Origin of the sequence: Sphingomonas sp. Leaf198 (assembly GCF_001424005.1) — a bacterium.
GTDB lineage: Bacteria > Pseudomonadota > Alphaproteobacteria > Sphingomonadales > Sphingomonadaceae > Sphingomonas.
Genome location: NZ_LMPX01000001.1, coordinates 644,188 through 665,926, shown reverse-complemented (window position 1 = coordinate 665,926; position 21,739 = coordinate 644,188). Strand labels below are relative to the sequence as shown.

Annotated in this window: 20 protein-coding genes; 7 read left to right on the top strand and 13 right to left on the bottom strand. The window is 67.2% G+C overall.

The window, feature by feature from the left end:
• Nucleotides 1-120 precede the first annotated feature (120 nt).
• The 4 genes from ASG20_RS03040 to ASG20_RS03025 all read left to right on the top strand — a co-directional run bounded on the left by ASG20_RS03040 (nucleotide 121) and on the right by ASG20_RS03025 (nucleotide 3,146).
• Nucleotides 121-1,182, top strand: coding sequence for a 1,9-bis(guanidino)-5-aza-nonane synthase (locus ASG20_RS03040; protein ID WP_056048328.1), 1,062 nt, complete (start codon nucleotides 121-123; stop codon nucleotides 1,180-1,182).
• 197 nt (nucleotides 1,183-1,379) lie between these two features.
• Nucleotides 1,380-1,805, top strand: coding sequence for an MAPEG family protein (locus tag ASG20_RS03035; RefSeq protein WP_056048325.1), 426 nt, complete (start codon nucleotides 1,380-1,382; stop codon nucleotides 1,803-1,805).
• Between the two features lie 74 nt (nucleotides 1,806-1,879).
• A complete protein-coding gene (locus ASG20_RS03030) occupies nucleotides 1,880-2,884 on the top strand; it encodes an alpha/beta hydrolase (protein WP_056048322.1) in 1,005 nt (334 codons plus the stop codon).
• A 67-nt stretch (nucleotides 2,885-2,951) separates the two neighbouring features.
• On the top strand, nucleotides 2,952-3,146 hold the full coding sequence (locus ASG20_RS03025; protein ID WP_056048318.1) for a hypothetical protein: 195 nt from the start codon (nucleotides 2,952-2,954) through the stop codon (nucleotides 3,144-3,146).
• A 3-nt stretch (nucleotides 3,147-3,149) separates the two neighbouring features.
• On the opposite strand, the gene ASG20_RS03020 is transcribed toward ASG20_RS03025, so the two are convergent.
• From ASG20_RS03020 to ASG20_RS02965, 12 genes are all read right to left on the bottom strand, one after another.
• Complete coding sequence (locus ASG20_RS03020) at nucleotides 3,150-5,036, bottom strand: XrtA/PEP-CTERM system amidotransferase (protein ID WP_056048315.1); 1,887 nt, start codon at nucleotides 5,034-5,036, stop codon at nucleotides 3,150-3,152.
• Entirely contained in the window at nucleotides 5,037-6,539 is a 1,503-nt protein-coding gene (gene xrtA, locus ASG20_RS03015; protein ID WP_056048312.1) for an exosortase A, read from the bottom strand.
• Entirely contained in the window at nucleotides 6,536-7,819 is a 1,284-nt protein-coding gene (locus ASG20_RS03010) for a glycosyltransferase (protein ID WP_056048309.1), read from the bottom strand. Before ASG20_RS03010 ends, xrtA begins: the two co-directional genes overlap by 4 nt.
• Nucleotides 7,816-8,856 (bottom strand): FemAB family XrtA/PEP-CTERM system-associated protein, encoded by a 1,041-nt coding sequence (locus tag ASG20_RS03005; protein ID WP_056048306.1) that lies wholly within the window; start codon nucleotides 8,854-8,856, stop codon nucleotides 7,816-7,818. Before ASG20_RS03005 ends, ASG20_RS03010 begins: the two co-directional genes overlap by 4 nt.
• Nucleotides 8,853-9,740, bottom strand: a complete 888-nt coding sequence (locus ASG20_RS03000; RefSeq protein ID WP_056050351.1) for an XrtA system polysaccharide deacetylase — start codon at nucleotides 9,738-9,740, stop codon at nucleotides 8,853-8,855. The genes ASG20_RS03005 and ASG20_RS03000 overlap by 4 nt, the downstream gene beginning before the upstream one ends.
• The gene (locus tag ASG20_RS02995; RefSeq protein ID WP_056048299.1) at nucleotides 9,730-10,797 is read right to left on the bottom strand and encodes an ExeA family protein; all 1,068 of its coding nucleotides are present in this window, start codon (nucleotides 10,795-10,797) and stop codon (nucleotides 9,730-9,732) included. The genes ASG20_RS03000 and ASG20_RS02995 overlap by 11 nt, the downstream gene beginning before the upstream one ends.
• A 13-nt stretch (nucleotides 10,798-10,810) precedes the next feature.
• Nucleotides 10,811-12,523: a hypothetical protein gene (locus ASG20_RS02990; protein ID WP_231420320.1), complete on the bottom strand. Its 1,713-nt coding sequence runs from the start codon at nucleotides 12,521-12,523 to the stop codon at nucleotides 10,811-10,813.
• Nucleotides 12,520-13,563, bottom strand: coding sequence for an AAA family ATPase (locus ASG20_RS02985; RefSeq protein ID WP_056048295.1), 1,044 nt, complete (start codon nucleotides 13,561-13,563; stop codon nucleotides 12,520-12,522). Before ASG20_RS02985 ends, ASG20_RS02990 begins: the two co-directional genes overlap by 4 nt.
• Nucleotides 13,564-13,569: 6 nt before the next feature.
• Nucleotides 13,570-15,093, bottom strand: coding sequence for an XrtA system polysaccharide chain length determinant (locus ASG20_RS02980; RefSeq protein WP_056048292.1), 1,524 nt, complete (start codon nucleotides 15,091-15,093; stop codon nucleotides 13,570-13,572).
• An 11-nt stretch (nucleotides 15,094-15,104) separates the two neighbouring features.
• Nucleotides 15,105-15,749 (bottom strand): XrtA/PEP-CTERM system exopolysaccharide export protein, encoded by a 645-nt coding sequence (locus ASG20_RS02975; RefSeq protein WP_056048289.1) that lies wholly within the window; start codon nucleotides 15,747-15,749, stop codon nucleotides 15,105-15,107.
• A gap of 139 nt (nucleotides 15,750-15,888) precedes the next feature.
• Entirely contained in the window at nucleotides 15,889-17,115 is a 1,227-nt protein-coding gene (locus ASG20_RS02970; RefSeq protein ID WP_056048286.1) for a pyridoxal-dependent decarboxylase, exosortase A system-associated, read from the bottom strand.
• Nucleotides 17,112-18,749, bottom strand: a complete 1,638-nt coding sequence (locus ASG20_RS02965) for an acyl-CoA ligase (AMP-forming), exosortase A system-associated (RefSeq protein WP_056048282.1) — start codon at nucleotides 18,747-18,749, stop codon at nucleotides 17,112-17,114. The genes ASG20_RS02970 and ASG20_RS02965 overlap by 4 nt, the downstream gene beginning before the upstream one ends.
• A gap of 94 nt (nucleotides 18,750-18,843) precedes the next feature.
• On the opposite strand from ASG20_RS02965, the gene ASG20_RS02960 reads away from it, so the two are divergent.
• The 3 genes from ASG20_RS02960 to ASG20_RS02950 are packed head-to-tail and all read left to right on the top strand — an operon-like array spanning nucleotide 18,844 to nucleotide 20,593.
• Nucleotides 18,844-19,122 (top strand): acyl carrier protein, encoded by a 279-nt coding sequence (locus tag ASG20_RS02960; RefSeq protein ID WP_093397165.1) that lies wholly within the window; start codon nucleotides 18,844-18,846, stop codon nucleotides 19,120-19,122.
• Between the two features lie 29 nt (nucleotides 19,123-19,151).
• A complete protein-coding gene (locus tag ASG20_RS02955) occupies nucleotides 19,152-19,829 on the top strand; it encodes a hypothetical protein (RefSeq protein WP_056048279.1) in 678 nt (225 codons plus the stop codon).
• Complete coding sequence (locus tag ASG20_RS02950; protein WP_056048276.1) at nucleotides 19,817-20,593, top strand: hydrolase 1, exosortase A system-associated; 777 nt, start codon at nucleotides 19,817-19,819, stop codon at nucleotides 20,591-20,593. The genes ASG20_RS02955 and ASG20_RS02950 overlap by 13 nt, the downstream gene beginning before the upstream one ends.
• A 109-nt stretch (nucleotides 20,594-20,702) precedes the next feature.
• On the opposite strand, the gene trxB is transcribed toward ASG20_RS02950, so the two are convergent.
• Nucleotides 20,703-21,671: a thioredoxin-disulfide reductase gene (gene trxB, locus ASG20_RS02945; RefSeq protein WP_056048273.1), complete on the bottom strand. Its 969-nt coding sequence runs from the start codon at nucleotides 21,669-21,671 to the stop codon at nucleotides 20,703-20,705.
• Between the last annotated feature and the right edge of the window lie 68 nt (nucleotides 21,672-21,739).

Below are 21,739 nucleotides of genomic sequence, written 5' to 3'. Positions count from 1 at the left end.
TCGCGGGAGGGGACCGAGGGGTGGGCGCGCGTTTTCCACATCCGGCGCGTTCGCGGTGAGCGGGCGCCCACCCCCTAGCCCCCTCCCGCAGGCGGGAGGGGGGATCAGGAGAAATTAGACATGACCGAAGACACCCGCATCGACGCGCAGCGCAAGGCGGAACTCCTTTCCACCACCGTCGAGCACATCGACATCACGAGCTTCGACGCGCGGCCGATCGTCGACGCGATGAAGAAGATGTCGTTCACCAGCCGCGATCTCGGCCGTGCGACCGACATCTACAACCAGATGCTGGCCGACAAGGACTGCACGATCTTCCTCGTGATCGCGGGCTCGACGAGCGCCGGCGGTTGCATGGACCTGTATGCCGAGCTGCTGCGCAACAACATGATCGACGGCATCGTCGCGACCGGCGCGACGATCGTCGACATGGATTTCTTCGAGGGCCTCGGCCACAAGCATTACCAGGCGCTCGAAGTGCCGCACGACGACGTGCTGCGCTCGCTGATGATCGACCGGATCTACGACACCTATATCGACGAGGAAGAGCTCCAGCACGTCGACCACACGATCTTCGAGATCGCCGAGACGCTCGAGCCGCGCGCCTATTCGAGCCGCGAGTTTATCCGCGAGATGGGCAAGTATCTCGTCGAGCACGGCAAGAAGGAGAACAGCCTCGTCAAGCTCGCCTACGAGCATGACGTGCCGATCTTCTGCCCGGCGTTCGTCGATTCGTCGGCAGGCTTCGGTCTGGTCAAGCACCAGGTCGACGCGGTGAAGGCGGGCAAGCCGTACATGGTCCTCGACGCGATCGCAGACTTCCGCGAGCTGACCGAGATCAAGATCAAGGCGGGCACCACCGGGCTGCTGATGATCGGCGGCGGCGTGCCGAAGAACTTTATCCAAGACACCGTCGTCTGCGCCGAGATTCTCGGTCACGACGACGTCCAGGTCCATAAGTACGCGGTGCAGATCACGGTTGCCGACGTTCGCGACGGTGCATGCTCGTCGTCGACGCTGCAGGAAGCGGCTTCGTGGGGCAAGGTGAACACGGGCATCGAGCAGATGGTGTTCGCTGAGGCCGGTTCGGTGATGCCGTTGCTGGCGTCGGATGCGTATCACCGTGGCCTCTGGAAGGACCGTCCGGTCCGCAAGTGGGGCGCGAGCTTCGACAAGGCCTGAACCTTACGATCCTTACCCGCCAGGGGAGGTGGCAGGCGCTTGCCTGACGGAGGGGGAGGACGCGGAACCGACGTTATCGCCGCCTCCCCTTCCGTCGCTTCGCGACACCTCCCCCTAGCGGGGGAGGATTAGAGATGCCGTTGCCCCTTCCGGGCAATTGATGCAGCCTCCTCCGGGTAACCGGGGGAGGCTTTTTCATGCATAGCGAGATCCTGCGACCGATGGTCGTGCTGATCGCGTGGACGCTCGTGATGCTGGGATGGACGCTCGCAACGCGGTTGCCGGCGATGAAGGCGGCCGGGGTCGACATGCGGACGCTCGTCGGTACCAAGGCGGCGGATGCTGACCGCGCGCTCCCGCCGCACATTCAGTGGAAGGCGCACAACCACAATCACCTGATGGAGCAGCCGACGCTGTTCTACGCGGTCTGCGCCGTGCTGGCGCTGAGCGGCACGGGCAACGGCATCAACGCCTGGATCGCCTGGGCCTATGTCGGGCTGCGGATCGTGCACAGCATCGTCCAGTCGACCAGCAATCGTGTTCGCGCCCGCTTTGTCCTCTTTATGCTGTCGAGCCTAATGCTCGTCGCGCTCACGCTGCATGCCGCGCTCGCCGTGTTTTAAGAACGCTTGCGAATAATCGCTGATCGCGGCGGCCGCCTCTCCCCGAACCCGGTTCGATCGTCTAGGATTCTCATATGACCTTCGATCGCCGTTCGCTCCTCACCCTCCCCCTCGCCGCCGGGCTGGCGCTTCCCGCATTCGCGCGGAGCGGTGCACAGGTCAGCGCCGCTCAGCTGCGCACGACGGACATGCCGATGTGGCCGCCCGCAGAGCGGTTCGCGCTCTGGCCCGGTATCCCGGCAGGCGCGCCGAGCCCGCTACCGGTCCCGCAGCCGCGCATGCCGCGCTACCCGGACGGCTATCGCGACTTCCAGATGCGCGGCGTGGTGCGGCCCGAGGTCGGCGTGTTCCGCCCTGTTCGGCCCGACGGCCGCGCGGTGCTGATCGTTCCCGGCGGCGGCTATTCGATCACCTCGCTCCGCAACGAGGGCATCGACGTCGCACGCGTCCTCAATGGTTTCGGGATCACCGCGTTCGTGCTGAGCTACCGCCTGCCCGGCGAAGGCTGGGCCGACCGCGCCGATGTCCCGCTTGCCGACGCGCAGCGCGCGATGCGGCTGATCCGCGCCAACGCGCGCACTTACGGGATCAGGGCGGAGAAGCTTGGCGTACTCGGCTTTTCCGCCGGTGGCCACCTCGCCGGATCAGTCGCCGTGCTGCACGACTTCAAGGCCTACCGCCCGATCGACGCCACCGATCGCCATTCGGCACGCCCCGCCTGGGCGGGGCTCATGTACGCGGTTTCCAACATGGATCCCGGCCGCAGCCACGGCGGATCGCGCGCCAACCTGCTCGGCCCCGATCCGCTGCCCGCGGTGCAGGCGCGCTACGCGGTCGACCGCCAGTTGAAGGCCGGCGATCCGCCGCTGTTTCTCGTCCACGCCGAGGACGATACCACCGTGCCCGTCGCCAACAGCGTCGACACGCTCGCCGCCGCGCGTCGCGCCCTCATCCCGGCGGAGGCACATTTCCTCCAGCATGGCGGACACGGTTTCGGCACACGCCTGTCGCCGCGCTCGCCGGGGTCGTTGTGGCCGCAATTGTTCGATCGCTGGATGGGCGAACTCGTCGCGGGCTAGCGCCACCGCGCGTCTAGGGAGCAAGTCGCGGGGTCCGACGTTATTCTACGATACCGGGAGAGCCACGATGACCCAGCCGCATGACCAGCCCCGCGACGTTTTTCACGAGGAGGGCGAGGTCATCATCGATGGCCCCGGTGGCGCGGTGATCGCGATGACCCCCGAGGCGGCGCTGCGGACGGCAGGTCGGCTCGACGATGCCGCGCTGGAAGCGTTGATCGCGCGCGCAAGGACCAGCGTCGAGCCCATGCAGCCGCATTGAAGCCTAGCCAAACATCCGCTTCATCGAGCGTTCCAGCATCACGAACTGCCAGAGCGTGCGACCATGCTCGGCTCGTCCGGCCCGGTGTTCGTCCGCGATCCGGGCGATCGTCGCCATGTCGAACCACCCGGTTTCGCCCAGCGTCCGCGACTTGGCGAGCGCGACCGCCTCGCCCGCCAGCGCGCCCCTGAACCACGCGCTGATCGGCGTGACGAAGCCCATTTTCTGACGATACAGGATCTCGCGCGGCAGATAGGGCTCCATCGCCTTCTTCATCAGCCATTTGCCCTCGCCGCGCCGGAGCCGCATGTTCGCCGGCAAGGTCGCGCAGAATTCGATCAGGCGGTGATCGAGCAGCGGCTCGCGCGCCTCCAGCCCGACCGCCATGCTGGTGCGATCGACCTTGGTGAGGATATCGCCGGGCAGCCAGTGCTTGATATCGGCATATTGCGCGCGGTCGATCGCATCGCGCGCGGGCGCGTTCGCCATCGTCGCGACATAGCGATCTTCCGCGCGATAGCCGCCGAGCTGCGCGCGGGCACCGGCAGCGAACAGTTGCGCGCGAAGCTCAGGTCCCGTCACGCCGACCGATCGCGCATACGCCTCGCCGCCACCTTGCGCCAGCGCGAGCAGCGTCGACTTGGCGCGCAGTGGACGCGGCGCCCAGTCGGCCTTCGGATAGAACCGGCCCAGCGTTCCGAAGACCTCGGTACGAAGATGCGCCGGGAGCAGGCCACGGACGCGCTCTTCCGCCGCTTGGAATTTATACCGACGATATCCGGCGAGCGCTTCGTCCGCGCCGTCGCCGGACAAGGCCACGGTGACGCTTTCACGCGCCAAGGCGCAGACCTGATAGGTCGCGAGCGCGGATCCGTCGGCAAAGGGCTCGTCGAAGCTTGCGACGAGCGTGTCGATCAGGCCGAAATCGCCCGACGCGACGACGCGTTCGCGGTGATCGGTCGCGAACCGGCGCGCGACCGTGTCGGCGTATGCGCGCTCGTCATGTCCTGCCTCGTCGAACCCGATCGTGCAGGTGCGGACCGCCTTCGGGCTGGCCTCAGCCATCAAGGCGACCACCGCCGAGCTGTCGACCCCGCCCGACAGGAACGCGCCGAGCGGGACGTCGGCAACCATCCGCGAGCGGACGCCGGCGCGCATCCGGTCGACCAGTTCCTCGCCGAGCGCCTTGGCCGAGCCGGTCGCGCGGTTGGAGAAATCGATGTCCCACCATTTGCGCGGTTGCGGCACCGGACGACCGCGCTCGATCCACAGGAAATGGCCGGCCGCGAGCTTCTTCACGCCCGCGACGATGCACGCGTCATCGGGTACGTAGCCGAACGCCAGATAGTCCTCGACCGCGCCCAGATCAGGCACACGGCGCAGTTGCGGGTGCGCGAGCAGGCCCTTTAGTTCGGACGCGAAGGCGAGCGACCCGTCCGCGAGTTCGACATAGTGGAGCGGCTTCACCCCCATCCGGTCGCGCGCGAGGAACAGCGTGTGCGCCTGCGAATCGTGGATCGCGAAGGCGAACATGCCGTTGAGCCGGTCGAGCATCGACGGGCCCCAGGCGCGCCAGCCGTGGAGCAGGACTTCGGTGTCGCCTTCGGTGCGGAAGATCGCGCCCTTGGCAGTCAGTTCGGCGCGCAGATCGGCGAAGTTGTAGATCTCGCCATTATACGTGATCGTCAGCGACCCGTCCGACATCGGCTGCGGCGAGCCCTCGAGGTCGATGATCGACAGGCGACGATGGCCGAGGCCGACGCCCGGCGCGGTCCAGATGCCGTCGCCGTCGGGTCCGCGATGCGCCTGCGCGGCGATCATCGCGAGGACGCGATTGGGCTCGACCGGCTTGGGCGTACCCGGATGGAAGATCCCGGCGATGCCGCACATCTAGCGTGCCCCCGCGATTTGGCCCGCGGCGCGATCGGCGATCCGGTCAAGCGGCCCGAGCGCGGAGAGGAAGCGCGCGATCGGGCGCGGATCGGCGCCCTCGGTCGACAGGTGGATCGCCACCGCGCGTTGCGGACCGCCGAGCAGCCGCGCCTTCATCGTCTCGATCTTCACCAGCGTCTCGTCATGGGTGGTTGCATCGCCCACCCGGTACCACGTCGCGACGATCCGCTCCACGGGGCCGGGCGCGGTGATTCGCATCACGCTGCCGCCCGCGCCGCTCGCGTCGGCGATGTCGGGAAGATCGGCGACGCGCACCCAGCGGTCCTCCTCGCGCAGCACGCCGGTGCCGAACGCGATCAGCTCCTTGCCCTCGTGCTGGCTGCCGAAGACCGCGATGTTCATGTCGACGGTCGCGCCCGAGGCGTCGGCATAGCGCCCGAACAGATAATGATCCGCGCCGGGATAATAGGGCATCCACGGCGCGCGCGTGCTGACCGGCACGCGGTGCCAGCCGGCGATCTCGGGCAGGTCGATATGCGCGGGCAATCGCTGTGCCCGCCCGGCGACCGCGGCGCTCCAGGCGGGGAACACCGCGACAGTCGCCACCGCGAGACAGGCGGCGAGCACCGCGCCGGTACGATGGCGGGGCGGCGCCTGGAGCGTTGCGGGATCGAACGCGGGATCATCGGGTGCGCGGTCGAACCACCGCCAGCCGATCGCGAGCACGCCCGCCATCACCATGCCGAAGAACACCCAGCCATAGATGATGTGGTCGATCCCGGTCGCCGCCTCGACCGAGGTCAGGTCGGCCGCCCAGATCGTCCCGAAGGCGCGGAAGCCGTTGGCGATCACCGGCACGACTACCGAGACGACCAGGAAGATCGCGCGGCGTCGGCCGGAGACGAAGCACAGATTGGCGACGAGCACGCCGAACGCGACCATCGCGATGACGAACTTGGCGCCCGAGCACGCCTCCGCCACCTCGAAATAATAGCGGCCGGCGTGGATCAGCACGCCGTCGACCACCGCGGGCACGCCGACCAGGTGGAGCAACGGCATGACGATCGCGACCGTCACGGTCTGGAGTGGCGGCTCCAGACCTTCGCCGAACGGCACGAGAAAGAACGCGTAGCACAAGGGGAACAGCAGCCCGCGCGCGACATTGGGGCCGAGGATCGTCAATACGGCGCCTTGCAGCATCATCACCAGCCCGAGCTGGCGTGCGAAACCGACCGACGCGGCGTCGCCCATCAGCCAGCCGACCCCGCCGATCGCGATCAGCGCGAAACCCGGCCACCAGCCGGTCGGCACGAGCTGCGCCAGCTCGGTCCGGCGCTGCCATACCAGCCAGGCGATCACCGGGCCGATGAAGAGGCAGTGCCCGAAGGTCGTGCTGGTCCACCAGATCCGCGCGAGATCGCGGACGTCGCTGCGGAAGGTCAGCAGGATGATTGCCGCCACCAGCGCGAGCGCGATCCCGTGGCGGCGCCAATCGGTCATGCTTCGAGGTCGAGCAATGCGTCGAGCGGCGCGAGGCGTGCGTCCCAGCCGTAACGTCGGATCACCTGCGCACGAGCGGCGGTGCCGAGCGTGGCGGCGGTTTCGGGGGCTTCGAGCAGCGCGATCACCTGGGCGGCGAAGTCGCGCGCGGTTTCGGCGACGAGGATCGTGCCCGCGTGGTCGATTCCCTCGGCCGCGGCGGTGGAGGCGACGACCGGACGCGCCATCGCCATCGCCTCGAGCACCTTGTTCTGGATCCCGCGTGCGAGTTTCAGCGGCGCGACGCAGACATCGGCGGCAGCAAGCCAGCCGCGGACGTCGTCGACTTCGCCCGTGACGGTGACGTGGTCGCCGGCGAGCGCCTCGACCGCGGACGTGGGCGCGCGGCCGACGATCGCGAACCGCGCGGGAGTGCGCTGGCGGACGAGCGGCAGGATGTCGCGCGCGAACCAGGTGACGGCGTCGATGTTGGGGCGGTAGTCCATCTGCCCGGTGAAGACGATCAGCGCCTCTGCCACCGCTTCTGCCCCCCTCCCTGAAAGGGAGGGGTTGGGGGTGGGTTGGCTGGCTTGTGCCACTGGCGTTCGCGCTTGGGGAAACCGACCCACCCCCGGCCCCTCCCTTCCAGGGAGGGGGGCAGGATTGGCGAACTGCGCGGCCGGATCGAACTTTACCGAGTCGATGCCGTTTTCGACGGCGAGCACACGCCCGGTCGCGCCGCCGTCGCGAAACATCGTGGATTCGGCGGTGCTGACGAACAGGCTGGCAGAAACTCGCGCCGCTACCTGCCGCTCGAACGCGCCGAGCAGCCGAGCCTCGCGCCGCATCATCCAGCGCATCGGCCCGCGGGAGTCCGCGGCGAACCCGGCGAACTTGGCGGAATCGACGTCGACGAAATCCATCACGACCGGCGGCGCGTCGACCGGCAGATACTGCGCCATCTGGCCCGAGAAGCAGTAGACGCCGTCGACGTGGGGCATCACGCGATCGACCGCCGCCTGCATCGCGGGATGCGCAAACGCGGTCAGCGATACCGGCCTGCCGGTCGCCAACGCCTCGACCGCCGCGCGCTTTTGAGACTTGGTGCGCGGCACGATCGTACAGCTCGCCAGCATGTCGGTGAACGCCGCGGGTGGATCGACGTCAGCCGCATCGTCCGCAAACGCGACCAGATGAACGCGCGTGCGCTTCGCCAGATACTGTAGGATGTGAAAGCTGCGGATCTTGTCGCCGCGGTCGGGCGGGAACGGCACGCGGTGCGCCAGGAACAGCAAGCTCACCCCAGACCTCGGGAGATCCACGGTCCGGCGGCGTTGGCCGCCCACAGCGGCAACCGCTTCCACGTCCGCACCATCAGCGCATATTTGGGGTTGAGCGGATTGACCTCGCGCGCGGGCCCGCTGCTTCGCTTGGCGTACAACCGCGGCTCCGGCACGAACCCCCAGTTCTTCTTGAACGCCGCCGCCCCGGTGCCGGTCTTCGACCGACCGAAATCGAACCGCGTGCATCCCCGCGCGCGCGCGTGCGCCATCAGTGCGAAATACATCCGGTCGTTCGCGCGCAGCCCCCGCGCGGCGTCGGTGCCGCCGCCCCAATAGGGATAGACGATGCCGTCATGATACAGGCTGAGGACGCTCGCCACCGCCCTGCCCTCATGCCGGACGGTCAGAACATCGGCGTCCATAGTATTCACGACGCTACGGAAAAGTTTGGCGGGAAACACCGGCGTACCGAGATTGCGGACCGATTCCGCGTAGACACGATAGTGCTCGGCGAGCACTTTGCGGTCGTTACCCGTCACGATCTCAAGATCGAACCCGAGCGACCGACGGACTTCGGCGCGCTGTTTCCGCGGGATCGCGAGCAGTTCGGCGTCGTCGTCCACCGCCAAATCGCGCGCGAAGCCGAGATAGCTGGTATCATCGCTCGACCAACCCGCAGGTGCAGCACCGCCGCGCAGTTCGACCGACGGACAGCCGATCCGTAGCGCGAGGTTCCACGCCCCCGCCGCGAGCGGTTCGACCGCGTCCCCGAGCACGCCGCCATCGACGCCGAACCCGGTCGACACCAGCGCGCGCCCGAACAGCGGCGAGCGCATCTCGGTCAGCGGCAGCACGCCGACGATCGCACCGCGCGCGTCCTCCGACAGCAGATAGCGCGTGCGCTGGCCACAGCCGTCCTGCACCGCGCGGCTCCATGCGGGCAGGTGAAACGGCGTGGCGCCATCGGTCGCCTCGACGAACGCTTCGATCCGCGCGCACGCCGCCGGATCGCGAAGGTCCGCTTCGCGCACGCCGACGGGCATCGGCGCGGTCACGCCAGCCGGGCCGCTTCGCGCGCGACAACCGTATCGACGCGACCCCAGGCGTGGCGCCCGAGCAGCCCGCGCAACTTGCCGGCCATCGCGCCCAATCGTGAATAATGCCGGATCTTCGAGCGCAGCGGTGCCGCGGCAACGCGGGGTTGCGACGGATCGATCTCCCAGGGATGGAAGTAGAACATCGCCGGCCGGTCTTCGCGATTGACCTGACGTACCGCGAAATCGGTGATCGCCGCGGGGAGCAGGCGGAAGAAACCGCCGCCCGTGGCCAGCTTGCGCTCGCCGAGTTTGGCGACCGTCACCGGCACCTCGATCAGCGCGCTGTCGGCAAGCGGCTTGAACCCGTAGCGCGGCGCGTCGAGCCAGCCATAATGGTCGTGCTTCACCGGCGCGACGCTCGAGGAATAGGCATAGCCCGCCTCGGCCAGTTCGACATGCGCCCAGGGCGTCCGCTGATCGATCGAGAAGCTCGGTGCGCGGTAGCCGGTAACGTTGGTGCCCGCCGCATCCTCGATCGCCTTGCGTGCACGCACCAGATCGGCGCGGAACACATCCGGCGTCATCGTAAAGACGCGCTGGTGATCCCAGCCGTGACTGGCAATCTCATGCCCGGCATCGACGATCCGCCGGATCAGCGCGGGATAGCGATGCGCGACCCAGCCGAGCGTAAAGAACGTGGCCTTCGTATCGCGCTCGGCAAACAGCGCGAGGACCGCGTCGGTGTTCGCCTCGACGCGTGGCAGCAGCGAATCCCAGTCCGCCTTGTCGATCACGTTCTCGAACGCACCGACTTGGAACCAATCCTCGACATCGACCGACATGCCATTGAGAACGGGGCCATTGAGAACGGTAGGTTTCCGCGCCGTCACGTCAGGCCGCATCATGCCAGGCAGCAACGCCGCGAATCGGCGAATAGTCGGGCTTGTCGGTATCGCTCTCGACCCAGTCGACGAGCAGGGTCAGCACACGGCGCAGCGCCTCATCCTGCAATTCGACGCGCGCCTCCAGATCGGCGATCCGGTCGACGATTGCTTGGTCCATCCGCGGCGCTTCGGGACGGACTTCGACAGACTGGGTAGGCTTGGCTTGTGGCGCGGGCGCGGCGGTGTTGGTCGCGGTCGTCGGCAGGTCGCCTTCGAGATCGCGCTGGACCGCGCGCACGACGGCAGCGTCAATCACGGTCAGGTCCTCGATCGCGGCATGCAGCATCACGCGGCCGGCGAGCATGTTCAAGCGACGCGGCACGCCAGCCGAGCCGGCGTAGAAGGCGGCGAACGCGTCGTCCGCGAAATCGGGATTGCCGGTCCAGCCGACCACCGACAGACGGTGCGCCAGATATTCCGACACCTCGTCAGCCTCCATCGGATCGAGATGGTGGATCGCAATCACGCGCTGGCGGAGCTGTTCGAGCCGGTCCGAGCCGTGCAGCCGATCGCGAAACTCGGGCTGGCCGAGCAGGACGATCTGGAGCAGCGCGTGCCCCCCCGCCTGGAAGTTCGACAGCATCCGCAATTCTTCGAGCGCGGAGATCGGCAGCGCCTGCGCTTCGTCGACGATCAGCAGCGTCCGCTTGCCGGTCCGCGCGACCGCGTGCAGCCCGCGCTCGATCGCGGTGAGCAGTTCGGCCTTGGTCAGCCTGGCGGGATCGACCTTCAGTTCGGTGGCGACGATCCGCAGCAGATCGTCCGCCTCGATGGCGGTGGAGACGAGCCGGATCGCGTTCAGGCGCTGGTGATCGATCGTATCCATCAGATGGCCGACCAGCGTCGTCTTGCCCGCGCCGATATCGCCGGTGATGACGATGAAGCCCTCGCCCTGCGCCAGACCATAGCCGAGATACGCCATCGCCTTGCGGTGCGTCGCGGTCTCGAACCAGAACTTGGGATCGGGGGTCAGCTGGAACGGCCGACCCGTCAGACCATAATGCTCGTCGTACATATCTTACTCGCCTTCAGAACTGGTACCGCGCACCGATCAGCGCCTGCGCCGACCAGTCGCTGTCGAGATCACCGACCTTGAAGCTGTAAAGTCCGAGCGACGCGGTGGTGCCAAGTCGCCCGAAATATCGATAATAGGTGCCGGTCGCGCCGTAGGACCAGACGCTGTCGTCGCCGGAGATGGCCTCCAGCGGGACATTGGCGACGCCCGGCTCGTAATAGTTCGCGAACAGGTCCGCGTTGATCCCCGAGACCTGGCTCAGCGACCGCGCATAGAAGAGCTGTGCGTAATAGCTCTGGTCTTCGAGCCCGGTGACGACCAGCCCAGGTGCGCCGTCGGGAGCATAGAGGTGGCGATTGGTGTAGCCCACGCCGCCGCCCCAGGTCGAACGACCGCGGGTGGCGACGATCACGCCGTCCACCCCGCGTGCGCGGTAGCTCGCGGTCGAGATCGACTGGAACACGTTGTCGAGGCAGCCGCCCGGCTGCGCGCCGCTGGTGCCGAACACGCAACCGTTGAACTGCTGGCCGAAGCCCTGCTGTCCGCCCGAGATGAAACTGGTCGGCAGATTGCCGAGGCCGGTGCGAAGCTGGCGGCCGAAGGTCTGGATGCCGTCATAGACGTTGACCGCCATGCCGACCGACTTCGATGCCTGGTACGTCGCGGTGCCGGTGAAGCTGAGCGAGCCATAGCGCTTGCCGAGATGCCCCTCGACCGAGGTCCGGCGGTTGGGTCGCCAGATCACGCCCGCATCGTAATACAGGCCGTCGGTGCGATACGCGATCCGCCGCGGCGACGCGTCGTTGGTGACGAACCGGCCGTCCCTGTCGAGCACCGGCGCACCGGCTGCATCGACCAGCGCATCCTTCTGGCTGGTCTCGATCTTCTCGTAGCCGACGCCCGCGGTCAGCGCGACATAGGGCGAGATCGGCTGGAGGATATCGCCGCGGCCGTAATAGCCCTCGTACCGCTGCTTGAGCTGGCTGGCCGTCTCGCGGTCGTACGCACCGCTGACCGTGATGCCGAAAGGCGCCACGCTGCCCGGCGCGGTCGAGGCGCGCGCGGTCACGGTGTTGCCGATCGAATCGTCGTAATAATCCAGCCGCTGGCCCGCGAGCGTCGATCCGCCGAAGCTGGGCGTCTCGACCTTGGTATAGCCCAGGCGATAGTTGGCATCGAACGTGACCGGTCCGGCGCGCGTCGTCAGGCTCGGCCCGGCATAGACTGAGTAGAGCTGCGACACGTTGTCGACATTGCCGATCAGCAGACCCGGCGCGGCACCGCGGATATCGGAGCGGGTGCGCGTAGCGATGCCGCCTGCCTCGAACGTCAGGTTCGGTGTGACGCGGGCGTCGACGCGCGCGAGCCCAGAGTGAATGTCGTTGTCGACCGCGTTCTTGTTCCAGGCGAACCGGTGTTCGTAGCGGTAGCTTACCTGCCCCGACACGCGCTGCGTCGCGATCGCCGCATCCACGCCAGCGGCAAGGCTGGTGTAGGTGAGCACGTCGCCGCCGTTAAGGTCGGCGTCGAAGATCTGGCTCGCCTCGATATACGGTCTCACCGACACGCGGCGTTGGGTCTGGCCGGACTGCGCGGTCTGCTCCAGTTGCGCGGGTTGGTCGGTCGGTGCCGCCTGCCCCGACTGCACGGCCTGGGCCGCCACCGGCGCGCCGAGCGTCAGCGTCGTGCCCGCCAGCGCGAGCGTGCGGAGCGCGCGCCGGCTCACTGCGACACCTCGTGGCCATAATAGCTGCCGAACCGCGCGCCGCCCTGGACGAACGACACCGCGTTCAGGACAAGCTGGATATGCTCGCACCCGTCGAGCAGGTTGACCGCGGCGCGGAGTTCGCTTTCGGGCGTGCGATCGGCGCGTACGACGAGCATCACCTGGCCGACGCGCATCGCCAGCACCGAGGCGGGCGACGCGGCGAGCGCGGGGGGCGAATCGAATATGATGATGCGGCGGGGGTTGGCCGCGAGCAGCCGCGCGATCACGGTCCTGGTCCGCGCACTCGCGAGCAACTCGGTGTCCATCGCGGTCTTGGTCCCCGCGGGCAGCACCGACAGGTGCGCCACGTCGGTCCGGATCACGAGATCCTCGACGTCGATCGCAGAATCCGCGAGCGCATCGAGCAGTCCGGCGCCGGCGTTGAGCCCCAGCTGGTTGGCGACATCGGGCTTGGCGACGTCGGCATCGACGAGCAGCACTTCGGTGTCGCGCTCGGCGGCGATCGAGAGCGCAAGGTTGATCGCGCAGAAGGTCTTGCCGTCCTCGGGCCGCGCCGAGCAGACGAGGATCATGCGCGCCTTTTCGGGGCTGTCGCTTTCCGCGATCCGTGCGCTGGCGATCAGCAATTGCCGCTTGATCAGGCGAAACTCTTCAGCGAGCGGGCCGACCGGCGCGCCGGGCACGATCATGCCGTTCGCGGCCAGCATGCCGCGATCGATCCGCGCGGTATCATCGGACTCGTCCGGCGGCAGATAGAATTCATCGGACAGTTCGCTGCCGATCGGCGCGCGCAGCTCTTCGGGGATCGCCAGGAAACTGGCGTCCTCGAACATCGCATCGAAGGCGGGACCGTGGGTCGGCGCGCGGCCCGGTGCCGCGGTCGGGACATCATCGACGGTGGGAAGAATGCCCGCAGACCGGATATCCTCGACCGGCGCGGCCGGAGCGCTTCGCGCGCGCAGATGCGCGTTAAAGTCGTAGACCTTGGCTGCGCGTTCGAGCAGCGAGGGTTCGCGATCAGGTTTCGTCACGGTCATCCCCCTTTATGCCGCCAGTCCGCGCTGCAGGATCTCGACCCCCAGCAGCAGGACATAGGCCGCGCCCAGAGCGGCGGTGCCACCCAGGAACATCTTCAACTTCGCGCGCCGCTGATCCGACTGGACCCGCGTCACGACTTCGCCGATCGACCCGATCACCGGCATCCCCGCTGCCTTTTCGAGCCGCGTCGTGGTCGCGAACGTCGTCCTCAACTGCCCCATCGCAAACGCTGCGCCGATCCCCGCCGCGAGTCCAGCGACCAGCACGCCCGACAGCAGGAGCATCCGGTTCGGCGCGCTCGGCGTCCGCGGCATGGTCGGCGGATCGATGACGCTGAACTTGACATGATCGCTCTGCGACTGCGCCTGCCCCATCAGCGCGGTCTGCTCGCGCTGTGTCAGCAACGTGTCGTACTGGTCCTTGAGCACCTGGTAGTCGCGATCGATCGAACCCTGTTCGGCAGCGACCTCGGGATCGCCCGCGAGCTTCGAATTGAGCATGTCGAGGTCGCCCTGCAACTGGCTCTTCCGCATCCGCAGCGACGCGACGGTCGCCTGACGATCCGCCACCATCGACTGGAGCGAGGCATAGAGCGGGTTCTGCGCGCTGCCATTGGCGCTACCACCGGACAGCGGCTCGCTCCGTGCCGCCGCGGTCGCTGCCGCCAGCTGGCTCTTCAGCGCCACCACGTCGGGATGGTTCTCGGTATAGCCGCGTGCGCGCGCATCGGCGAGCTGGCCTTGGATCGCCTGCAACCGCGCACGGGCCGGGCCGGCCGCGCCGGCTACACCGCCAACGCCTGCAACCGTCGCGGGGGTTCCCGCAATCTGCCCCTGCACTGCGGCGAGGCTCGACTGCGCCGCCGCCAGATCGCCATCGACCTGCGCCATCTGCGACCGCGCCGCACCGATCCGGTCGCTGATCGACCCGGTGCCCGGCAACGCGCCGAGATAGCGGTTCTGGAAATCGGCGCGTTTGCCCTCGGCGTCCGAGAGCTGCTTCTGCCGTGCCGCGAGCTGCTGGTCGAGGAAGGTCAGGCTCTGCGTGGTCTTCGACCGATCGCCCGCCAAATTCTGCTCGACGAACAGGTCGATCAGCTTCTGCGTGACCTGGCGCGCCAGCTTGGGATTGGAGGCGGTGGCGGTAATCTGAAACAGATTATCCTGTTGCGAGACGATCTTGATATTCTGTGCGAGGCTCGACACGCGGTCGGCGACGTCGCGGTCGCTCGACACGGTCGCCGCCAGATCGGTCCCGCGCACGACCTTTTCGAGCGTCACCGCCGAGGTCAGCGTGGTGCGGATCGCATCGACGCTCATCGGCACGCTCTGCGGCACGCCGTCCATGCCCGCAGGCAGGATCGTCTGCATCTGGACGAACACGCGCGCGGTCGAATCGTACCGGCTCGGGATCTGCGAGACGACCAGCCAGCCGAGCACGCACACGCCCCACGCCACGCCAAGCGCCAGCCAGCGCCGCGTCCAGATCGTGTGGAGCGCGATGCGCACCTCGTCGTAGATCCCGTTCATCTCGGCGTGCCTCAGAACATCGATTCGGGGATGATGATCACGTCGCCCGGCTCGAGCCGGACGTTCGCTGAGGAATCGCCCTTCTTGAGCAGATTACCGATCTGCAGGCCATATTCGGTCTGCTTGCCGGTCGCGCGGTCGTAACGGACCAGCCGCGCCTTGTTGCCCGCGGCATATTGGCTGAGCCCGCCGACCGCGATCATCGCGTCGAGCAGCGTCATGTTCGCGCGATAAGGGATCGAGGCGGGCTTTTCGGTCGCACCGACGATCCTGACCTGCTGGCTGTAGGTGCCGCTGAAATTCTCGACGATCACCGAGACGATCGGGTCCTTGATATAGGCCGCGAGCGCCTTCTTGATGTCGTCGCTGAGCATCGCCGGGGTCTTGCCGACCGCGGGCATGTCGTTAATCAACGGCGTCGTGATCCGGCCGTCGGGACGCACCTGGACCTTCGACGACAATTCGGGATTGCGCCAGACGAAGATGTTGAGCTGATCGAGCGGGCCGATGACGTATTCCTCGCCGGGCAACTCCTTGTTCGCGACGTAGGCGGCGGGCGGCAATTCGGGACGACCGCCGGTGCTCGTGCAGGCACCGAGCGTGGTCGCGGCCACGCCAAGGGTCAGCAGGGATTTCGAAACGGATCCGGAACGCATTGGCACTTTTCTCCTGGTGTCACACCGCCCATCGGCAGCCCGACAGTCGGCTAAACTCGGCCTTCGCTATGGAGGGAACAGGTGAAGATAGCGTTAGGAGCGCCCCGTAACCATGCTCCGATAGGTCAGCACCGCGTCGCTATAGCACAGATACGATCTCGGTGGCGGGTGGATGCCCGAGAAACGCCGCCGGGCTGGCGCTCGCACCATAGGCTCCGGCCATGAAGATCGCGATCAGGTCGCCGACGTGGACGGGGGGGAGCGCGACCTTGTCGCCGAGCCGGTCGAGCGGCGTGCACAAGGGGCCGACGATGGACACGGTTTCGGTTGGCGCGTGCCCCATGCGCGCGGCGACCGCGATCGGATAGTTGCGGCGAACGACCGTGCCGAAATTGCCGCTGGCGGCGAGCTGGTGGTTGAGACCGCCGTCGACAACGACGAAGGTCTCGCCCTGGCTTTGCTTTATGTCGATGACGCGGGTCAGATAGACCCCGGCTTCGGCGACGAGCCAGCGCCCGAGTTCTATCGCGAACCGCGTTTCGGCGAGGACTGCCGGACGGGATGCGAGCGCTTCGGCCAGTGCATCGCCGACACGCTCGACGTCGAGCGTCGCGTCGCCTGCGAAATACGGCACGCCGAAACCGCCGCCGAGGTTGACGAGCGGGGGCGCGACGCCGGCCTCGTCCGCCAACCGCGCGGCAAGCGCGATCGTCGCGGCCTGGGTTTCGGTGATCGCGGCGGGATCGAGCGCCTGGCTGCCTGCGTAGATATGAAAGCCGCGCCAGTCCGCGCCCGCCGCGACGATCGCTTTCACGAGCGCGGCCGCCCGCACTGCATCGACCCCAAACGGCGACGCGCGACCGCCCATCCGCATCCCAGAGCCGCGCAGTTCGATGTCGGGGTTCACGCGGACCGCCATGCGCGGTGTGTGGCCGAGCCGCTCGCCGATCGCGAACGCCCGCACCGCCTCGCCTTCCGATTCGACGTTGAGCGTGGCGCCAGCAGTGATCGCGGCCGCGAGTTCATCGTCACGCTTGCCGGGCCCCGCGAAGCTGATCGAGGCGGCCGGTTTCACGATGATAGCCTTCGCGAGTTCGCCCGAGGAAGCGACGTCGAGCCCGTCGACCAGCGGCGCGATCGCGGTCAGCAGTTCGGCGTGTGGATTGGCCTTGATGGCGTAATGCAGATCGATGGCCGGCATTGCGGCGCGGAACCGCGCGATGCGGACAGCGACGATCGCCATGTCGTAGACGAACAGCGGCGTGTCGCTGGCGTGCACGGCCCAGTCGTCGGCCGTCCGTCCGCCGATCTTCAGCGGACCATCCTGCTGTGCGAACTCACGAGGAAGGGCACCCATCGGTTTCATGACGCGCTCCCTTCCCTGTTCCCCCGCGAAGGCGGGGGCCCAGACTGGACTCCCGCCTTCGCGGGAGAACAGGCTTTTACTTCCAACGCAATGGCAGATCTGTCGAGCTTCCCATTGGCATTACGTGGTAATTCGTCCCGCCAGAGGTACATCCCCGGCTGCATGAAGCTCGGCAAAGCCGTTCGCAATCGCGCCCGCAACGCCCCCTCTCCGCTTGCATCCCCGGCCAGCATCACGACGATCGCCTGCCCCAGCCGCTCGTCCGGCACACCGACTGCGACTGCCTCGCGCGCTTCGCCGCCTGCCAGTACGGCCTCTTCGACCTCGAGCGGACTGATCCGGTTACCCGCGCTCTTGATCATCTCGTCATCGCGACCGACGAATCGGAGCAGGCCGTCCTCGCCCTCGACGACGGTATCCCCCGACCAGACCGCCATGCCGTTACCATCGGGCGCCGGCCGGAACCGCTGCGCCGTCCGCTCCGCATCCTGCCAATAGCCTTGCGCGACGAGTGGCCCCGAATGCACGAGTTCCCCCGGCTCCCCCGGCGCAGCGCGCGTGCCGTCGGGCTTCACCACCGAAACTTCGGCAAACGGGATCGCCTGTCCCATCGCGTCGGGGTGCGTATCGATCAGCGCCGGGTCGAGATAGGTCGATCGGAACGCCTCGGTCAGCCCGTACATCGCGTACACCTTCGCTTCCGGGAACCGCTCACGCAGGCCCCGCACGAGCCGCGGCGTCAATGCGCCGCCAGAGTTGGTCAGGCGCTTCAACCGAGCGGCGGTCTCCACCGGCCACTCCGCTTCCAGCAATTGCATCCACAGAGGCGGCACACCCGCCAGCGTCGTAGCCCGGACCCGCTCGACCGCCTTTACCACATCGCGTGCGACGAGGTAGTCGAGCGGTGCTACCGACGCGCCGGCCGCCCATGTGGAGAATAGCTGGTTCTGGCCGTAGTCGAACGACAAGGGGAGTACGCCGAGCACGCGGTCCTCAGGCTCCAGCTTTAGATAGTGCGCGACGGAGATCGCTCCGAGCCACAGGTTGGCATGGCTCAGCATCACGCCTTTCGGCCGGCCAGTGGAACCGGACGTGTAGAGGATCGCGGCAAGGGTATCGGGGTTGGCATCGGAGGGCCCCGTCATCCCGTTCCCCCGCGAAGGCGGGGGTCCAGGAATCACGGGCGTCGTGTTCTGCATTCCTGGCCCCCCGCGTTCGCGAGGAAACGAGAGTAGCTCCGTCTCGTCTACGATCGCGCAGCCATCCGGTACGTCGCCATCGTCTAGCGTGCCGGCCCGCACGCTTTGGGTCACCAGTAGGCGAGCGCCGCTGTCTGCCAGGATATGTGCGACCTGCGCTCGCCGGAGCAGTGGGTTTACCGGGACATGCACCAAACCCGCTCGCGCCACCGCGAGCGGCATCAGGCAGGCGACGCGCGTCTTGGGCAGCCACGTCGCGACGCGGTCGCCCGCCGACAGCCCCTGGGCAGCGAGCCACCCCGCCAATGCACCGACCCCCGCCTCGAGTTCGGCAAACGTCATCGCCCCCGCCTTGTCGACCAGCGCAATCGCGTCAGGCGCACCACGCAGCGCGATGTGGTCGATAGGGTACGGCTTGGGGTCGAGCGCGATCATGACGCCCTAATAGCGCCAAGCCCCCTTTAGCGCGAACCCGTTGCCGAATTCACCCCCACACGCTAGCGCACACCGGTTCGTAACGGTTCAGGCGATGCTCGTGATCTTCGAAGGCACTTCCCAAGTCGAAACGACGGTACGCGCCGTCCTCGCCGATATTCTCGGTCTGAGCGCGGACCGCGTCGCCGCGTTCACCGCCGACACACCGCTGTTCGGCGCGCTGCCCGAGCTCGATTCGATGGCGGTGGCGAGCGTGCTCACCGAACTCGAAGACCGGCTCGGCATCCTGATCGAGGACGACGAGATCGACGGCGAGATGCTCGAGACGTTCGGCGCACTCGTCCAGTTTGCCGCGAGCAAGGCACTGGTCTAGCCTTAACGGGCGGTCTAGCCTCACCCGGGATGACCGCCCTGCGCTTCGATACCTATGACTGGAGCGGCGGCCGCGAAGCGATGCTGCGGTTCGGCCGCGATGCCGGCCCGATCGTCATCGCCGCCCTCCCGCTGTTCGCAGAAGCGAACCGGACGCGCCAGTTCCTCGTCACGATTTTACGCGAACTTGCGGATCATGGGATTGGCAGCGTGCTCCCCGATCTCCCTGGCACCGGCGAGAGCATCGTCGTCACCGGCGAAACGCGACTCCGCGACCAGCGGACAGCCTATACCGAGCTTGCTCAGCAACTTGGCCGGAACACTTATGGCATTTCGCTAAGAAGCGGCGCACTCTTCGATACCGACGCGGCCCTCGCCGGACGATGGCAGCTGTCTCCGCAATCAGGCGAAGACCTGTTGCGTGAACTGGACCGCGCGCGAGTGGCCTCCCGCTCCGCTCGCGCCAGCGAAACCGAATATGCAGGCAACACGCTGTCCCGCGAAATGCTGGCCGACCTCCACGACGCCACATCCTATGCGGGAACGGGCCCCTTGCGAGGTGTCAGGCTCGCAGCCGACCCGCGCGACGCAGACGTGAAATATGCTGCCTCACCGCTGTGGCGTCGGTCAGAGCCGGACAATGATACTGCCCTGGCTCAGATACTTGCCGGCGATATCACGAACTGGATCGCATCGTGCGAACGCTGATCGCGTTCGCTTGCGAAGGCGAAAGCCTTGCCGCAACGCTGGACGAGGCAGACGGGTTGACAGGACTGCTCATCGTGTCCGGCGGCAATGAAATCCGCAGTGGCGCACATCGCGGCATGGCGATGCTGGCGCATCGACTGGCCGCCGCTGGCACACCCGTATTCCGTTACGACCGTCGCGGCGTGGGCGATTCGACGGGCGACAATAACGGCTTCCTCAACGCCGAACCTGACCTGATCGCAGCCGCCGCCGCGTTCCGCCGCGCGGCACCGATGGTCAACCGGTTGGTCGGCTTCGGCAATTGCGACGCGGCCAGTACGCTCGCGCTGTTCGGACGATCGGCGGGGATCGACCGGATCATCGTCGCCAACCCCTGGGTCGTGCAACCGATCGACGACCTCCCCCCCGCCGCCGCGATACGGGCCCGCTATCACAGCGCGCTACGCGACCCCGCAACCTGGGGACGCGCGCTGAAAGGAAAGGTCAGCTTTATCAAGCTTCTCAGAGGCTTGAAAAGGGTTGTCTCCGCCAAGGCTGAAGAGCGTGCTTCACTAACGACCAACGTCTTGGCCGCACTTGACGGCTGGCAAGACGACGCCGCCATCTTCCTTGCAACGGGCGACGCGACCGCGATCGCCTTTGCCGAACGGTACCGCGGTGGCGCGCAAGTGAAGCGGTTCGACACGGCGTCACATAGTTTTGCCGGGGCGGAGAACGCCGCAGTGCTCCACGCCGCGATCGTCGACGGGATGGCGCAAGAGTAGCGGTTCTGGTCCTGATGAACGCAGGACCAGAGCCATAACCGCTATCGTTTGGAAACCTGGATCCTGACTTTCGTCAGGATGACGATGACGATGACGAAGGACGCGGGCGTTATTCCGCGGCTTCGGCCAATTCCGCAAACTCGGCTGCCGCGAGGAAGCGCTCGGCGTCCAGCGCCGCCATGCAGCCCGTCCCAGCCGCCGTCACGGCCTGCCGGTACACCTTGTCCGCGACGTCGCCGCACGCGAACACGCCCTCGACGCTGGTACGGGTCGAGCCGGTCTCGACCGAGATATACCCGTCCGAATCGAGATCGATATGGCCACGGAACAGCTCGGTCGCCGGATGATGCCCGATCGCGACGAACCCGCCATCGACCGCAAGCCGCGAGCGCTCGCCGGTCACCGTGTCCTCGAGCTCCAGCGCGACCAGACCCGCATTGCCGCCGCCATCGACGAACTCGCGAACCTCCTTGTTCCAGAGCACCGTCACACCCTTGTGCGCGAACAGGCGTTCCTGGAGGATCTTCTCCGAGCGCAGCGAGTCGCGGCGGTGGATCAGCGTCACGTCGGGCGAATGATTGGTGAGGTACAGCGCCTCCTCGACCGCGGTGTTGCCGCCGCCGATCACCGCCACCTTCTTGCCGCGGTAGAAGAACCCGTCGCAGGTCGCGCAGGCGCTGACGCCCTTGCCCTTCATCGGCTCCTCGCTGTCGATCCCGAGCCACTTCGCCTGCGCACCGGTCGCGATCACCAGCGTGTCGCCCTCGTACACGTCGCCGCTATCGCCGATCAGGCGGAACGGGCGGCTGGTCAGGTCGACTTGGACGATCGTATCCCACATCATTCGCGTGCCGACATGCTCGGCCTGTGCCTGCATCTGCTCCATCAGCCACGGCCCCTGGATCACGTCCTTGAAGCCGGGATAGTTCTCGACGTCGGTGGTCGTCGTAAGCTGGCCGCCGGGCTGAATGCCCTGCACGACGATCGGCGCCATCCCGGCACGCGCGCCATAGATCGCGGCGGAGAGCCCGGCGGGGCCCGAGCCGAGGATAAGCATGCGTGTGGTATGGGTAGTCATTGCAGTTCCTTGGAGATTCGAGACTGCATCTAGGGGATGCGCGGCCGGATTTGAACCGCCGGTAAATC

What these genes read in the sequence shown, in the direction of transcription:
- ASG20_RS03040 (WP_056048328.1), top strand. Translation starts at nt 121, where the DNA reads ATGACCGAAGACACCCGCATCGACGCGCAGCGCAAGGCGGAACTCCTT.
- ASG20_RS03035 (WP_056048325.1), top strand. Translation starts at nt 1,380, where the DNA reads ATGCATAGCGAGATCCTGCGACCGATGGTCGTGCTGATCGCGTGGACG.
- ASG20_RS03030 (WP_056048322.1), top strand. Translation starts at nt 1,880, where the DNA reads ATGACCTTCGATCGCCGTTCGCTCCTCACCCTCCCCCTCGCCGCCGGG.
- ASG20_RS03025 (WP_056048318.1), top strand. Translation starts at nt 2,952, where the DNA reads ATGACCCAGCCGCATGACCAGCCCCGCGACGTTTTTCACGAGGAGGGC.
- ASG20_RS03020 (WP_056048315.1), bottom strand. Translation starts at nt 5,036, where the DNA reads ATGTGCGGCATCGCCGGGATCTTCCATCCGGGTACGCCCAAGCCGGTC.
- xrtA (WP_056048312.1), bottom strand. Translation starts at nt 6,539, where the DNA reads ATGACCGATTGGCGCCGCCACGGGATCGCGCTCGCGCTGGTGGCGGCA.
- ASG20_RS03000 (WP_056050351.1), bottom strand. Translation starts at nt 9,740, where the DNA reads ATGCGGCCTGACGTGACGGCGCGGAAACCTACCGTTCTCAATGGCCCC.
- ASG20_RS02995 (WP_056048299.1), bottom strand. Translation starts at nt 10,797, where the DNA reads ATGTACGACGAGCATTATGGTCTGACGGGTCGGCCGTTCCAGCTGACC.
- ASG20_RS02985 (WP_056048295.1), bottom strand. Translation starts at nt 13,563, where the DNA reads ATGACCGTGACGAAACCTGATCGCGAACCCTCGCTGCTCGAACGCGCA.
- ASG20_RS02980 (WP_056048292.1), bottom strand. Translation starts at nt 15,093, where the DNA reads ATGAACGGGATCTACGACGAGGTGCGCATCGCGCTCCACACGATCTGG.
- ASG20_RS02975 (WP_056048289.1), bottom strand. Translation starts at nt 15,749, where the DNA reads ATGCGTTCCGGATCCGTTTCGAAATCCCTGCTGACCCTTGGCGTGGCC.
- ASG20_RS02970 (WP_056048286.1), bottom strand. Translation starts at nt 17,115, where the DNA reads ATGAAACCGATGGGTGCCCTTCCTCGTGAGTTCGCACAGCAGGATGGT.
- ASG20_RS02965 (WP_056048282.1), bottom strand. Translation starts at nt 18,749, where the DNA reads ATGATCGCGCTCGACCCCAAGCCGTACCCTATCGACCACATCGCGCTG.
- ASG20_RS02960 (WP_093397165.1), top strand. Translation starts at nt 18,844, where the DNA reads ATGCTCGTGATCTTCGAAGGCACTTCCCAAGTCGAAACGACGGTACGC.
- ASG20_RS02955 (WP_056048279.1), top strand. Translation starts at nt 19,152, where the DNA reads ATGACCGCCCTGCGCTTCGATACCTATGACTGGAGCGGCGGCCGCGAA.
- trxB (WP_056048273.1), bottom strand. Translation starts at nt 21,671, where the DNA reads ATGACTACCCATACCACACGCATGCTTATCCTCGGCTCGGGCCCCGCC.